At 55.9% G+C, this 14,873-nt stretch carries 13 protein-coding genes and 1 pseudogene; all 14 read left to right on the top strand.

Going from position 1 to position 14,873, the window contains the following annotated elements:
* Nucleotides 1-42 precede the first annotated feature (42 nt).
* On the top strand, nt 43-2,076 hold the full coding sequence (locus M2401_RS03755) for a lipase family protein (RefSeq protein ID WP_259099942.1): 2,034 nt from the start codon (nt 43-45) through the stop codon (nt 2,074-2,076).
* A gap of 27 nt (nt 2,077-2,103) precedes the next feature.
* A complete protein-coding gene (locus tag M2401_RS03750; protein ID WP_259099938.1) occupies nt 2,104-2,877 on the top strand; it encodes a hypothetical protein in 774 nt (257 codons plus the stop codon).
* Entirely contained in the window at nt 2,877-3,656 is a 780-nt protein-coding gene (locus tag M2401_RS03745; protein ID WP_259099935.1) for a lipoprotein, read from the top strand. The genes M2401_RS03750 and M2401_RS03745 overlap by 1 nt, the downstream gene beginning before the upstream one ends.
* On the top strand, nt 3,653-4,432 hold the full coding sequence (locus M2401_RS03740) for a hypothetical protein (protein WP_259099933.1): 780 nt from the start codon (nt 3,653-3,655) through the stop codon (nt 4,430-4,432). Before M2401_RS03745 ends, M2401_RS03740 begins: the two co-directional genes overlap by 4 nt.
* Nucleotides 4,433-4,553: 121 nt before the next feature.
* Nucleotides 4,554-4,985: a hypothetical protein gene (locus tag M2401_RS03735; protein WP_259099932.1), complete on the top strand. Its 432-nt coding sequence runs from the start codon at nt 4,554-4,556 to the stop codon at nt 4,983-4,985.
* Between the two features lie 80 nt (nt 4,986-5,065).
* Nucleotides 5,066-6,301, top strand: coding sequence for a beta-ketoacyl-ACP synthase III (locus M2401_RS03730; RefSeq protein WP_259099930.1), 1,236 nt, complete (start codon nt 5,066-5,068; stop codon nt 6,299-6,301).
* Nucleotides 6,301-7,308 (top strand): NAD(P)-dependent oxidoreductase, encoded by a 1,008-nt coding sequence (locus M2401_RS03725; protein WP_259099928.1) that lies wholly within the window; start codon nt 6,301-6,303, stop codon nt 7,306-7,308. Before M2401_RS03730 ends, M2401_RS03725 begins: the two co-directional genes overlap by 1 nt.
* Nucleotides 7,305-8,159, top strand: coding sequence for an MBL fold metallo-hydrolase (locus M2401_RS03720; protein ID WP_259099927.1), 855 nt, complete (start codon nt 7,305-7,307; stop codon nt 8,157-8,159). The genes M2401_RS03725 and M2401_RS03720 overlap by 4 nt, the downstream gene beginning before the upstream one ends.
* The gene (locus M2401_RS03715; protein ID WP_259099925.1) at nt 8,149-9,504 is read left to right on the top strand and encodes a F390 synthetase-related protein; all 1,356 of its coding nucleotides are present in this window, start codon (nt 8,149-8,151) and stop codon (nt 9,502-9,504) included. The genes M2401_RS03720 and M2401_RS03715 overlap by 11 nt, the downstream gene beginning before the upstream one ends.
* Nucleotides 9,492-10,643 (top strand): ATP-grasp domain-containing protein, encoded by a 1,152-nt coding sequence (locus tag M2401_RS03710; protein ID WP_259099923.1) that lies wholly within the window; start codon nt 9,492-9,494, stop codon nt 10,641-10,643. The genes M2401_RS03715 and M2401_RS03710 overlap by 13 nt, the downstream gene beginning before the upstream one ends.
* A complete protein-coding gene (locus tag M2401_RS03705) occupies nt 10,643-11,782 on the top strand; it encodes a hypothetical protein (protein WP_259099921.1) in 1,140 nt (379 codons plus the stop codon). The genes M2401_RS03710 and M2401_RS03705 overlap by 1 nt, the downstream gene beginning before the upstream one ends.
* Before the next feature lie 354 nt (nt 11,783-12,136).
* The gene (locus M2401_RS03700; RefSeq protein WP_259099919.1) at nt 12,137-12,397 is read left to right on the top strand and encodes a PAAR domain-containing protein; all 261 of its coding nucleotides are present in this window, start codon (nt 12,137-12,139) and stop codon (nt 12,395-12,397) included.
* Between the two features lie 3 nt (nt 12,398-12,400).
* On the top strand, nt 12,401-13,564 hold the full coding sequence (locus M2401_RS03695; RefSeq protein ID WP_259099917.1) for a hypothetical protein: 1,164 nt from the start codon (nt 12,401-12,403) through the stop codon (nt 13,562-13,564).
* Nucleotides 13,561-14,873 (top strand): annotated as a pseudogene (locus M2401_RS03690) (type VI secretion protein VasK); the annotation flags it as partial. The gene M2401_RS03695 and the pseudogene M2401_RS03690, both read left to right, overlap by 4 nt.

The following is a 14,873-nucleotide window of genomic DNA, read 5'->3' as shown; positions in this document are numbered from 1 at the left end:
TTTGGGCAATTACTCAATGAATACCGAGTTTTAGGGAAGAATATGAACAACACACTACACCGTACGGATACCATTTGCACATTCATGGACGTTACCGTGGGTAAGCAGATAAAGCATTGGATCGAATTCCAGTTATTGGACGAACAAGGTAGGCCCTTGGCGAACATGCCTTATCGTGCGGTGAGTGACGCTACTCGCACTGCTTGTGTCCCTGAGTTTGCAGGCCAGAGCGACGCTGAGGGTGTAATCCGTATTGAGGGCTTGCACCCGATCCCCATCACACTGCTGATGCAGGCCGACCCGTTGGCTATGGAATTACAAACCCGCCGCCTGCGTGCCGTTCGGGCTGAACCGTCGCGGCCCGGCGTGGGTGACCGGACAGCACTGTATGGCCCGCAACGCTCAGGCTTTTCGCCCATCGAGCAGCAGGCCGGCGCGGCAGGTCATGCCTACCACTACCTGCGCATCGGCCAGCTCTGCGACAAATTGCCGGAACTCGACCCGCCTTTGGCTGATCCCGAAAATCCGCCGGGCTACCATTTTCCAGACAGCCAATACAGCGGCTTCACCGTCAATGGCGACGACCTGGATCGCCGCCATGTATTGGAAATCTGTCCGCTTCGCGCCTGGTCGCTGGTGCTGCATCACCAAAAGGAATACAGCCTGGCCAATGCCTACAACCTGGCAGTGATGAGCATGCTGGTGTACAGCGAAGATGAGCCGGGAAGCTTTGGTTCGGTGGAAGAGTTTTTCCTTCAGCAATGCCTGGACCTGTCCCGAACGCCGAGGGTCTGGGATGGCGGCCAGAACTGCCCCTGTCTGGTCGCCGATGTGCCTTTCAGTCAGCGCTATACCGAGGCCCTTATGCTGGATACCGATAAGGCCGATCCGCCAGAAGGGGATACGCAACTGTTCTATGCCATCAGTGCCTCGCAGGTGTTGGTGAGTTGGCGCGGCACTGAGGTAAAGCTTGCCGACGGTGTCACTGATGGGACTTTCCGTCCGGTAAAGCCTGAAGTAGCGGCCAATTGCGAACCCAGGGTGCCCTGCGCCGATCTGGCTCCGGTGGGCAGTGTGCATCTGGGGTTTCGGGATGCCTATGAAGTGGCGCGGAGGGTCTATGCCGAGCATCTGGGTCAGACCATTCCTGAAAAAGCTGATGACAGGAAGTTGTTTATCTGCGGCCACAGCCTGGGCGGTGCACTCGGTCTGATCCATTCAGCATCACTGAAGGACATGAACCCCTTGCTCTACACCTACGGCATGCCACGCACCTTTACCCTCAAGGCTGTGCAGTTCCTGGGCGAGCTATGGCATTTCCGTCATGTCAATGACGCCGATATTGTCCCTCGAGTGCCGTTCGAGGCCGATCTCGATAATCGCCTGTACGAAATTCTTGGTCCCGTGGGCACGATCATGGGCTTCGGTGCATCGTTAACTAAAGCGGTGATCGGCACGGTATACACGTACGAAGATCCCTACTGCCATCACGGCGAAATCGCCATGTTCTTTCGGGCCGAACAGCACACGGAACAGCGGGGTAATTCGTACCCTTCATACCGCGACCCCAATGGCAAGTCTTACTCCACCAGCATCGCATACCCGCTACCGAAAAAAGCCAAGCTATATCTGGTGCCCAGCCTGAGTGATAGCGAAGAGCGGCAGGCCGAAGAGGCGCAAAAGTGCCTTATCGCCTCACTGAGTGCTGAGAGCCGGGCGCGGTTTTTCCCGCCCTATAGCATTCCTGAAGTGAGCGGAATGGTAAGTGGAGAAGATCACAAAATGAGGAGTTACCAACCTTATATCCACAACCAACTGTTGGAGTCGATCAACCCTGAACGCGAGCCGTTGCTGGAGCGGCAGGCGGTGCGGCAAAAGTTCGAACAGCAGATGGAGGAATACTACGGGCGTGTTCCCGAGAAGGAGTATGAGCGCAATCGTATTTTTCTCGAGCTGCAAACCTTGGTCAGTCAGGCCTTGCGCGTCACCCAGCAGGCCGAGGGTGGCGCCGAGGCTTTGCAGCGCTTTGATGCCGCCACCGATCCCAAGGCCTATTTCGAGAAAACGTACGGGTAACCCGTGATAACGTTAAAGGACTACTCTATGCCCACTAGAATTTCCGTTGTTTTATTTGCGCTGTTCTTCAGCCTGAGTGGTTGTGGGCAGGACTATAACCTCGCGCCGCCGCCCGATAGTGAGCAGATGACGGTGACAGTCAAAATTCCCAAGGAACTCAAAGCAAGAACTTTGGAAGTAATGTACCGCTCCTCAATCTGCAAACGTATTAAAACTGGCTCCAGTGGGCAACGCATCGAAGTAGAGGGTTATCATGGCATAGACGTGCAACTGCAACGCCAGGGACAGAGTGATCTTTATGTAGCCAAATTGCCCAAGGACGGTGGTGGGGACTGCCAGTGGCATTTGAGTAATATACTGTTTGGTGTCACCTATGGAGCCCCGACTCAATTTGGTGGGGAGGTGACCTCGGGGACTGGGGGGGGAGTTATAGTGATGTTTGATCATAATCGACCTTTACTAAGTTCTGGACTTCCCATAAAGGTTGAAGGGGATCTCACGATCAGGAAGGATTATTATCCTTGGCTACATGAAAGATTTCTTGGTGGTTATGATAAATACGTCAACTTGGCTAGTGAGGGTAGCACCTATCCAATGTACCAGGCATTGCGCGCACGTGAGGTATATTTTGAGGCCTTTCTCTATTCCGATTTTTTAGTGACTTCGGAAGGGGCAAAAGCCCATAAGGTAGGTGATTTCATAAAGTTTACTTACCCTGACGGCAGCGTTTTGTCCGATAGCAGCAACAAGCCTAACTTTCGTAGGTTGCAAACTATCCGTCTAGCGTCGGAGGGTAAATAATGAATTCGATTCCTCCTGTAGTATTACTCGCCTTTTTTGTCTTCAGCCTGAGCGGTTGTGGTCAGGACTTAAGCCTGGACCCGCCACCGGACAGCGAACAGATGACCGTGACGGTAAAAGTGCCCGAAGAGCTTGAGGCGGAAACCCTGGAGGTGATGTACCGCTCGCCCATCTGTAAACGTATTACACATGGGTCCAGTGGCCAGCGCATCGAATTGGAGGGCTATCACGGCGTGAACGTACAGTTACAACGTGAAGGGCAGAGTGATCTCTATACGGCCAATCTTCCAATGGATGGCGGCGGAGCCTGTCAATGGCATCTGAGCAATATAATGTTTGGCGTTGCCTATGCTAACCCGACTCGCTTTGGCGAGAACGTGAGCTATGGGGCTGGCGGCGGCGTTGTAGTGATGCTTGATCGAAACCGACCCTCGCGTAGTTCCGGGCTGCCTATAAAAGTTAATGGTGATTTGGTTGTCAAGAAGGACTATTATCCTTGGCTTAAAGAAAGTTTTATAGGAAGATATAGGAAGCGTATTAGTTTGGCGGGTGAAGGTGATATCTATTTAATGTACCAGGCCTTACAGGCGCGAAATATATATTTCGAACCGGTGCTGCATTCTGATTTTATGGTGACTTCGGAAGGGACTAAGGTCCATAAGGTCGGTGATTTCATAAAATTTACTTATCCCGATGGCAGCGTTGCGGCCGATGGTAAGTACCGGCCGGATTTTCGCAAGCTACAAGCTCTCCGTCTGGCTACGGAGAAGCAGAAATGATGCCAGCACTTCCCGCCGGATTACTTGTCTTGCTCGTCGTCAGCCTGAGCGGTTGCGGTCAGGACTTAAGCCTGGACCCGCCACCGGACAGTGAACAGATGACCGTGACGGTAAAAGTGCCCAAAGAGCTCAAGGCGAGAACCTTGGAAGTAATGTACCGCTCGCCCATCTGTAAACGTATTACACATGGCTCCAGTGGCCAGCGCATCGAATTGGAGGGCTATCACGGCATTGATGTACAGCTGCAACGTGAAGGGCAGAGTGATCTCTATTCGGCCAAGCTTCCAATGGATGGCGGAGGAGCCTGTCAGTGGCATTTGAGCAATATACTATTTGGTGTCATCTATGGCGATCCGACTAGTTTTGGCGAGAGTGTGACTTGGGGCACCGGGGGAGGAATTGTGGTGATGTTTGATCGCAACCGTCCTTTACTAAGTTCCGGGTTGCCCATAAAAATCGATGGAGATTTGACGATCAAGAAGGATTACTACCCATCGGTGAGGGAGAGTTTTTTAGGAGGGTACAGAAAGCGTGTCAGTCTAACGGGGTTGGGCGGAGCCTATGTCATGTATCAAGCATTCCAGGCGCGGAAAATTTATTTCGAACCTGTTTTGCATTCCGATTTTGTTGTTTATTCAGCGGGGCCGAAGATAAAGAAAGATGGTAACCACACGACCATCTCCTATCCCGATGGCAGTTTCGAAGCCGACGGTCGGTCGGGACCAAACTTTAACAAGTTGCAAGCTATCCGACTGGCTGCGGAAATCGAGAAATGATGCCAGCACTTCCCGCCGGATTACTTATTTTGCTCGTCGTCAGCCTGAGCGGTTGCGGTCAGGACTTAAGCCTGAACCCGCCACCGGCCGGTAAACAGATCATTCTGAAGGCGCGCTGCTTATGATGACGCAACACGATTTTTTTCGAAAAGCCCCCTATATGTGGGTCGGCTTTCTGAGCTTGGGAACCTTCGCGTTAAGCCTTGCGTTTCCTGCCTACTATCAAGGCGACCACTTCTTCTTGGGCAGAGATATATTGCTCATCGGATGGCTGGGGGCACTGGAGGCTAATTTTGCCTGGTTCGCCAATCCTATATATTTACTGGCACTTGGTTTGGCCCAATGGCGGTGCAGAGATTTCATGATCTTGGCCTGGATTGCTGTTTGCGTGGCTGCCAGTTTTTTGCTTTGCAAAGCCGTCACCCTTAAACCGCATCTGGGGGCTATGCCTATAACCAGTTTGGGCTGGGGTTTCTATTTGTGGCTGCTGGCTATGGTCTTGGCTGCGTTTTCGCTATCCCATTTTTTCTATGTACTGAAAACTAATTCTTAGTCGCTTGATTGGCTTGTTGTTTTTATGTGAATAACTGCCGCAAACCATTAGCGGTGACTAAAGTATTGGAGTAATCATTTATGTCCCAAGGCTACGTCCTGTTAGGCGATAAAACTATCCACGGCGGAGAAGTGATCTCCGCCTCTTCCACAAGTATCGTAAACGTTAAACCGGTAGCCCTGGTCGGCGGCAAGGTCAGTTGTCCGATTCACGGCGAAAACGCTATTAAAGAAGGCGGCGTGGGTCGGACCGAGAATGGCTTGGAAATGGTGGTCAACGGCTGTCGCAGTGAATGCGGCGCCGAGCTGATTTCCAGTGCGCCTGTATCCAGGCCCGTGAGCATCCTAGGAACCGGCCATGCGCTTCCCGAACGGATCGTGACCAGTGCCGAACTGGACACTGAATTGGGACTGCTGGCTGGCAGCGTGGCCCGCATCACCGGCGTGGTGCAACGGCATGTTGCAAGCTCCACCGAAAATGCTGCGACTCTGGGTGCCATTGCTGCACGAAATGCCTTGAAGGCGGCCGGTCTTGGATTGCGCGATATTGACCTGGTCACCTGCGCCAGCGGCACGATGGACCAAGGTCTGCCGTGTAATGCAGCCTTGCTTCACCATGAATTGGGGCTAGAGCGTTCGGGCATACCGGCTATGGATATCAATGCCAGTTGCCTGGGGTTCATTGCCGCTATCGACACCTTGTCCTGGGCGCTGGTTGCTGGGCGTTACAAACGTATCCTGATTGTCTGCTCGGACATCGCTTCATGTGGTTTGGACTGGCAGCAGGTCGAGGTTTGCGGGATTTTTGGAGATGGCGCGGCGGCCGTGGTGCTGGGTGTCAGCGAGGATGGGCCGAGGATTCTTGCGTCAAGCCTCAGGACGTTTTCCGAAGGCGTACACCTGTGTGAGATACCCGCTGGCGGGTCGCGTTTTCATCCGCGCCGTACCCAGGTTCCATTCGAGACCCACGCCAATTTCTCCATGCAGGGCAAAGCCGTCTTTCGTCTTGCATCCCGGCATTTATCCACGCTGATGCATGAATTGCTCAGTCAGGCTGATCTTTCTCTGGCTCATATCGATTGGGTCGTGCCCCATCAAGCCAGCCAGCAGGCTATGCACCATGCGAGCAAACATCTGGGCTTCGCTCCGGAAAAAGTCATCGATATTTTTGCTGCGCACGGTAATCAGGTCGCGGCTTCACTGCCTACGGCACTGGATATCGCCGTTCGCGACCGACGCATCCAGCGGGGGCAGCGGTTGCTTCTGATCGGGACCGGTGCAGGTTTGTCCCTTGGCGGCATGATTCTGGAGTACTGATGAAGATTTTTGTTACAGGCGGGACCGGATTTATTGGTCGACATCTCGTCTGGCGACTGGCGGACGCAGGTCATCAGGTGTTGTTCAGTGGTCGTAATGCCGCAAACGCAACCGAGATCATTCGCCAGAGTCGCGCCGCAGTCTGCTGGATCCCGTTGCAACACGGTTCCTCCGACGCCGCCGCGACCTTGATCAGGGCGACTCAGGACTGCGCTGCAATTGTCCATTGTGCTGCATTGTCCGCGCCGTGGGGTACACCGCAAGCCTTCGCCCGAGCCAATCTGGATTCCTGCGCCGAGGTGCTTCAGGCTTGCCATGCCAATCAGGTGAAACGGCTGGTGCATCTATCGACGCCGAGCCTGTACTTTGACTTTCGTGATCGTCTCGGCATCCGCGAAGACGAATCGCTGCCGGCGCCGGTCAACGAATATGTGCGCACCAAGGCTATGGCCGAAACGCTTGTACATGAGGCGGGTCTGGACGAAGCCGTCATCCTGCGGCCACGTGCAGTATTCGGACCGTGGGATTCAGCATTGATACCGCGTTTGATACGGGTCATTCAACGGGGAGCGATACCTCTGATGCGCGGAGGACGAGCGCAACTGGACTTGACCTGCATCGATAATCTTATCCATGCGGTAGAGCTAAGCCTGACCCAGCCTTTGCCTCGCGCTTTATGTACCTATAACGTCAGTAACGGTACCCCGCTGACCTTCAAAGCACTGATACATAGTGTTGCCGAGCAGTTCCAGTTAACTGTTCGCACGCGGCGTCTGCCATGGCGATTGGTGGATGTGATCGCGCGGGTCATGGAGACAGGTGCGCGCTTGCGCAACAGCGGCGAACCGCTGCTGACGCGTCATACCGCGGGTGTACTGGCATTCAGTCAGACGCTGGACCTCAATGCCATTCGTGACGAATTGGGTTACCACCCGGTTGTTAGTCAGGATGACGGCATTCGCCTACATGCACAGTGGTGGCTCGCCCGCCAGGGGGCACAGCGATGAGTCGCAGCGTCAGTTTCACTATGCTGCGCGTCGGCGGCTGTAGACAGCTGCAGTGTATGGCTGATCGGGGAGGGCGATGGGCATCGACAGATTTTCCTGCGCTCTGCGGTTTGATTCGTCATCCTGATGCTGGCTGGATACTGTACGACACTGGCTATGCCGAGCATTTCTTTAAGGCAACCCAGGCGTTGCCCGAGCGCCTGTATCGCCACGCGGTGCCGGTGCAGTTGCCTGTTCAGGAGCAACTGCTCGTGCAACTGCAGGCCTTAGGCATCGGCGCTGACGACATTCGCGTGGTCATTATTTCGCACTTCCATGGCGACCATATCGCCGGGCTCAGGGATTTTCCTCAAGCGTCATTGATCGCCATGAGTACTGGGCGACGACATATCGAAAGCCTGCGGTCTCATTCCTTGCGCGCCGCTCTCAGTGGTCATCTGCTTGCCTTGTTACCGGACAATTTCGGCGACCGCATGACCTTGGCCGACGGCTGTCGGGTGCACGCATTACCTGCGTGGATGATGCCCTTTACTCAGGGGTACGACTTGCTGGGCGACGGCAGCCTGATCGGCGTCCCGCTCCCCGGACACAGTGTGGGGCAACTCGGCCTGTTTATCCCGGACGCTCTAGGCAGGCCGGTATTTCTGGTGGCGGACGCATGTTGGTCGGTGCCTGCTTGCGGAGCCGGACGCCTGCCTGCTGCGGCTGCGTTATGGTTTACCAGTCACAATGTCGAACAGTATCGCCAGACCTACAGTGACCTGGGCGTGCTGATCCGTCGTGAACCTGCCGTAGCAATATTGCCGTCCCACTGCACCCACGCTTGGGAGGCTTTCAACAATGAGCAATGACCGATTAGGGGTGGCGCAGAGTGCATTGAGTTTTATCAACAGCCGATACAGGCTGCGATTTACTCGCCGCGATCAGTTGGAAGCCTGGCAGGCACGCCAGTTGAAGTATTTTCTGCAGCGCGTATTGCCTCGGGCCCAGCGTTTTAAAAACCTGTCTGTCACTAGACTGAGCGAGCTGCCGTTAATGGACAAAAACCTGTTGATGGAGGATTTCTGCGGTTTCAACACCCGGGGCTTGACCTTGGAGCAGGTGTTGCCAATAGCCCATCACGCAGAGACCTCTCGCGATTTCACGCCAATGCTGGGCGATATCACCGTTGGGTTATCGAGTGGGACCTCGGGTAATCAGGGGGTGTTTTTGGTCAGCTCGCAGGAGCGTCGACGTTGGGCGGGGATACTGCTGGCGCGCACGCTGCCCGGGCATCTGTTGCCCCGCTTGTTCTTTCCATGGCAGGCGCCGATTCGGATAGCATTCTTCCTGCGGGCCAATAGCCGTCTCTATACCACGCTGGCCAGTCGGCGGGTCGACTTTGCCTTTCATGACCTGACCCTGGGTCTGGATGCGTCGCTTGCACATCTGAATGCACAAAGTCCCGATGTGTTGGTAGCCCCTGCCACCGTGCTGAGAGGGCTGGCCGGGTTGGCACAGGCCGAACGCTTATCTATTCGCCCCAGTCATGTGCTATCGGTGGCCGAAGTCTTGGAAACAACAGACATTGAAGCCGTCCATGCCGCGTTCAATGTCCAGCCTAGGCAGATCTACCAAGCCAGCGAGGGTTTTCTTGGTTACACCTGCGAAAAAGGCACTTTGCACTTGAATGAAAGCCATCTGCATATCGAGCCAGACTGGCTGGACCATGAGCGCACCCGTTTTCAACCAATCATCACCGATTTCTCAAGGCACACACAGTTGATCGTGCGTTACCGCCTCAACGACGTCCTGCGTGTGGCTGATACCTCGTGCACCTGTGGTCGGGCTGAGCGAGCGATAGCGGCTATCGAAGGCCGCGCGGATGACATCCTCTGGTTGCCAGACTTGGCCGGGCGCCAATTACTGGCGCTCTATCCCGATGTGCTACGCAGGACCCTGCTGATGCATGGCGCCACGCTGCGAGAATATGAAATTCACCAACAGGGCTTGTGCTGGCAGATCAATCTGCAAGCTGCTGCTGATCATCACAGCCTGTGCCTGGCTTTGCGTGACAGCATTCACGCGCTATGCGCTTTGCGTAGCCTGCAACCTCCGGTGTTGAACTTCGGTCATTGGCATGCTCGCCCCCTGCATGCGAAACGTCGGCGGCTCCAGTTGCTGGAGTTGCCCGAGGGTTTGCCATGCACGTATTGATTCTTGGCGCGCGGGCTCCTGCGTGCCTGGCGTGGGCGCTGGCTTTTGCGCAGGCCGGCTGGACTGTCAGTGTCGGTGACTCGCTAAATCTACCACTCAGCCGTTTCAGTCGCGCAGCACAACATTTTGTCCGCTTGCCGCCCCCTCGACGTGATCCGCAGGCCTGGATCGAGGCGCTGGTAACTGCGATCCAGGCGCGATCTATTGATCTAGTGCTTCCTACCTGTGAAGAAGTGTTTTACCTGACCCATGGTCGCGAAGCGCTGATACCGTTTTGCAGGGTATTGACTAGCGACTTTGAGCTGGTTCACCGCTTGCATCACAAGGGCCGTTTTGCAGCCATAACGCGTAATTGGGTGCTGACTGTTCCTGAAACCCATTTGCTGGTGGACCGCCAAGCGTTGCTGCGTTTCGGTGACGATGCCGCGCGGTGGGTGTTCAAGCCAGCCTACTCACGCTTTGCTTCACAAACATTAATCCGTCCGTCCATCCAGCAGTTGGTCGAGATAGAACCTTCTCATGCACAACCTTGGGTAGCACAGCGCTTTGTCCAAGGGCGGGAGTTGTGCAGCTTTAGCATATTGATCAACGGTCAGTTGCGGGCCCATGGCTGTTATCGCCCACGTTACCGAGCAGGTCGTGGTGCGGGAATTTACTTTCAGCCGGAAGCGCCAAAACATGTACGCCAATTTCTCGAACAGTTTGGGCGTGAGACCTGTTACACCGGCCAGGTAGGGTTCGACTTTATCCAGGATCACGCTGGCCGCATTCATGTACTGGAGTGCAATCCCCGAGCTACCAGCGGCGTGCACCTTTTCGACAACCAGTGCGAGAAGTTGGTTAACAGTCTGAGTGATAGCCATATGCCTGTACTCGAGCCTACAGCGGAACCTCGCATGGCCGCTCTGGCGATGATTTTGCTGGCAGCGCCGCAACACGCGTTAAACGCTGGGTTCTGGCGGGATTATCTCCGCGCCTATGATGTCATTGCCAAGAGAGGTGACTTCTGGCCGCTGGCGGCACAAGTGTTGACCCTGGGAGAAATTGGCATCAGGGCTATTTATCGGCGCTGCGGTTTTCTGGCTGCGTCCACCGCAGACATTGAGTGGAACGGCCAAGACTTGGGTGAGCAAGGGTGATGAAGTTACAGTTCGAAGATCAATTGCTTGGCGAACCAGCAAGATCCGATGACAGCCTGGCCCGGCGCTACGTGCGGGCCTGCCTCGGTGGCGCTCTGATCGGGAATGTCAGCGCTCGTATGGCAGTCCTTGATATGGGGACGCATCACTATCCGCTGAGCATTACCGAAGGCTGCGAACCGGAGGACAATTGCTATGTGGTTTCGCCCAAAACGACTTATAGCAGTTATGCCCGTGAAGAAGTCAAGCGTCTTGGGCGGCCATGGCTGACTTGGCCCCTGCAGATATTGATCCGGGGCTTAGACTCGTGTTTACGCGCCGCCAGGGTCGACAAAGTTGTGTTGATCAACAACTGGTTACTCTCCACCAATCTTTATCCGAGCGATATGAATGTAGCGGAAATGCCTGGGATTACCGCTCTGCTACGTCAAGCGTTCCCCGATCACGGCTTTGGCTTCCGCTCAATTAACGATTTCAGTAATCGAGAGTTGCGCCAATGTCTGGAAGCACTCGGTTATCTAAGTATCCCCAGCCGCCAGGTCTACATGTTCGACGCACGTGCAGGGGTACAGGCAGCGTTTCTCAAACGCCACAACACGCGAATGGACGCTACGTTATTGCGACATAGTCGCTACGAGATAGTGTCCGGTGCTACGTTGAATGATGCGGATTTTGAGCGGATCGAGTATCTCTACAACCTGCTCTATCTCAATAAATATTGCAGGCTGAATCCCCACTACAGCGCCGAATGGATGCGGTGTGGGCAACGCGAAGGTTGGCTGGAAATGCGGGCCTTACGTAGTTCTGAGGGACGGATCGATGGTGCAGTAGGCTGGTTCAAGACTTCTTCGATCATTAGCGTCCCGGTGGTTGGCTACGATACTGCGCTGCCTCAACGGACTGGGCTCTATCGGCAATTGACTCGCCTGTGCCTGCAAGAAGCAGCCGAGCACCGTCTGATACTTAATTTCAGTTCCGGTGCTGCAACGTTCAAACGCCTGCGGGGTGGGCAGCCACAGATTGAATACAGCCTGATTCACGTCGCTCACTTATCCCCGGGGCGGCGCTGGGTATGGAGGCTGCTCAGCTATCTATTGCACGGCATTGGGGTGCCATTAATGAGGAGGCTAAAGCTGTGAGCACTTCTTGTTTGATGGGATGATTACAGCGCTCATACAGAGTGTTTGTAGGACATTTCCTAAGTTTGATGGGGTTTTTCCTAAAATTAGTCAGAGGGATGGATTAACGTTTTGAGATAATTCATTGTCGCTTGTCTGAATGTCGATCTGCATTCGGTGGTGCTTTTCTTATGGTCTGGAAAGACGAGTCCATTTCAAGTGAGTTGCCACAGATTATATGGCAAGAGGAATTTTCCTTGCTGGAAATAAGGGGTATTTATCGTCGTCAACAAATAAATGAGCGCTCGATACATTCATGTTCGATGTTTATAAGCGCAGCCTTTAATGGCTGTTCAATTACTGGAGCAGATATTCATGACCCAAGGCTACGTTCTATTAGGCGATAAAACCACCCACGGCGGAGAAGTGATCTGCGCCTCATCCACCACCTTAGTTAACGGCAAAGCCGTAGCCCTGGTCGGCGATAAGGTCAGTTGCCCGATTCACGGCGAAAACTCCATTAAAGAAGGCGGTGTGGGCTGGACTGAGAAAGGCTTGGAAATGGTGGTCAACGGCTGTCGCAGTGAATGCGGTGCCGAGCTGATTTCCAGTGCGCCTGATTTCGGGTTGGGCTAAGTCATGGGTTGGGATCGTCAGCCGCCTGCGGTGCTGCCAGCGCCGATGCCGCCTGTGCTGGGGCGTTGGCTGGTGGCCGCCGTTCTGGCGGTGTTGATCGGGGTGTTGCTGTTTCTGTTGTATGCCTCGGAGCGGGTACCGCTCTTGCAGACGGTGAATGTCTGGGCACTGTCGGGCTCGCCGTTACTGGCTTTGGCATTGGCCTTCGGCCTTCGCGCCTTTGTCTATGGCGGGGCGCTGAATCGGCAGCGGTTTCTGGATGGCGAGGCGCAGGTCGCCCGGCAAGCCTGGCAGGACTGGGCGCAGCGCTCGATGGCGGTGTTGGGCAGTTGCGTGGTGTTACCGGATCAGGTCTCGGCCAGTGTGCTGATGCAGGCTCGTAGCAGCTTGCCGCCGCGACGTGGGGTGGCCCGGCGCATGACCTTGTTGCCGCACACATCAGAAGAGCGCGCTCAGGCCGGATTGCAGTTATTGCTCCCGGCATTGGCCTCGGCACTTCAGGCCCTGCCTGAGTCACCGACATTGCGGGTGACTCTGTTGAGCGATACCCAGCCCGATCAATACGAGGCTTTGCGCATGGACTGGCAGCGGTGCTGGGCCAACGTGACTCGGCTGCCTTGCCCTGAAACCGTCACCCTCGTTGCCGAGTTGCCCTATTCATGGCTCGACGACAAGTTGAAGTCGGCCAGCACTGCCTTTGAGCTGGTCATCATCCTGCAAGTACAGGGTGGGAGTGTCTATTCCGATGGCTTGGCGGCGCTGCTGTTGTGTCCGGACGGCATGACCAGCGTCGCTTCGCTACCGGTTTGCGCAAGCTTGCTGCGACCCATGTCGCTGGTTGCCGACAAGCACGACAGCGAACTGCCGCTGTTTCTGCAAACCCAGGCCCAGGCGTGTCAGGCAACGGGCCTGCTGGCGGATCACCTTGATCTCCAGGCGCTGACTGGCGACGTTCTGACTGCCGGTGCTGCTCAGGGGGCCGGGTTGTCGGCGCAACAGGTTTGGGTGCTGGAGCAATTCTGCGGTTTGGCGGGGCCGTTCAGCAGTTGGCTATTGGCGGCACTGGCGGTGGAAATGGCCCGGCATCAGCAGGGGCCTTTGTTGATGTTGAGCAGGGAGCAATCGCGGTACTGGATCAGTACCGTTATTCCAGGAGATAGGGCATGAACATCTTGAGTAATCCGTGGCGCCTTGTGGGCGCGGCGGTGTTGAGCGGCGCGCTCATCGCGGCGTTGGCCGGGCTGATCTGGGGATATGGCGAAACGGTCGGGCTGATCGAGAGCCTGCACAAATCCTTCGCGTTTTTACTGATCGCCATCATTACGTTGTTGATGTACTGGGGGCCTCGTCTGTTTGAGGTTCTGCAATGCTATAGCCATCGTAAGCAAGGGCAGGCGACGGGCGTTTACCCGCAAGCGGACGCACCTTTAGTGCTTCCTTGTCCGCCAACCTTTGAGCTCGCCCTGGTGCGCGATTACCTGCGCCTGCACTACGGCCCCTTCTGGCGCCGCAAAGTGCGGGTGCTGTTGCTTATCGGCGAACCCGAACAAGTCGACGCCATCGCCCCTGGCCTGACCGACCAACTCTGGCTGGAAGGGCGCGGTACGCTGCTGCTCTGGGGAGGCAGCCCCCAGGCGGAGTTGGACAAGTCTTTTGAGCGCTGGCAGGGCCTGAGTCGTGGGCGAGCGCTGGACGGCGTGGTCTGGGCGCTGAACCCGGCCCAGAGCGCCGACGTTGCGGCCATGAGTACCGGCATGCGTCATCTGCAGGGGCTGGCCCATTCGTTGCGCTGGCAACTGCCGCTGTACCTGTGGCAGGTCTGTGCCAGTCTGTCGCCGCAGACCGGACGTGAGGCCCAGGCCGTAGGCGTTGGCCTGCGTGGGCGCTTCACGGCTCAGGAGTTGGAGGACAGCCTCGCCCAACTGGTGGAGCCGCTGCGCCAGCTTGGCTGGAAGCAGATGAAGGTCAAGATCACCCATGATTTTCTGACGCGTTTGTCCCGCGACCTGCATGTCGAGGGCATCGCTCGTTGGCGCAAAGCCCTGACGCCCTTGCTCGGCGAATTCGCCCGCAGCCTGCCGGTGCGTGGGCTGTGGTTCAGCCTGGCGTTGCAGCGCGCATGGGATATCAACAAGCCTGATCCGCATTGGCCGCTGGACCCGGCGTGGGAGGGGGTGCTGGCTGACAAGCGCGCGCGTATTCGCTGGCTGGGCGCGCATCCGCTACGGATTGGCTACGTGCTGTTTCTTGTTCTGGCTCTGGTCGGCACCATCGGCCTGCTCCTGTCCTTCAACGGCAACCGTGCGCTTATCCTCCAAGAGCAAAACACTCTGACCGCCCTGCAACAGGCGCAAACCCCACACGAGCAAATCCTGGCCCTACATAACCTGGCCCACGAAGTCGCGCGCCTGGACTACCGCGCGCAACACGGCACGCCCTGGCACCTGCGCTTCGGTCTGAGCAAAAACGACATCCT

The sequence above is a fragment of the Pseudomonas sp. JUb42 genome, from assembly GCF_024807945.1.
Lineage (GTDB): Bacteria > Pseudomonadota > Gammaproteobacteria > Pseudomonadales > Pseudomonadaceae > Aquipseudomonas.
Note: the sequence above shows the minus strand (reverse complement) of the source record. Positions and strands in the feature narration are given on the sequence as shown.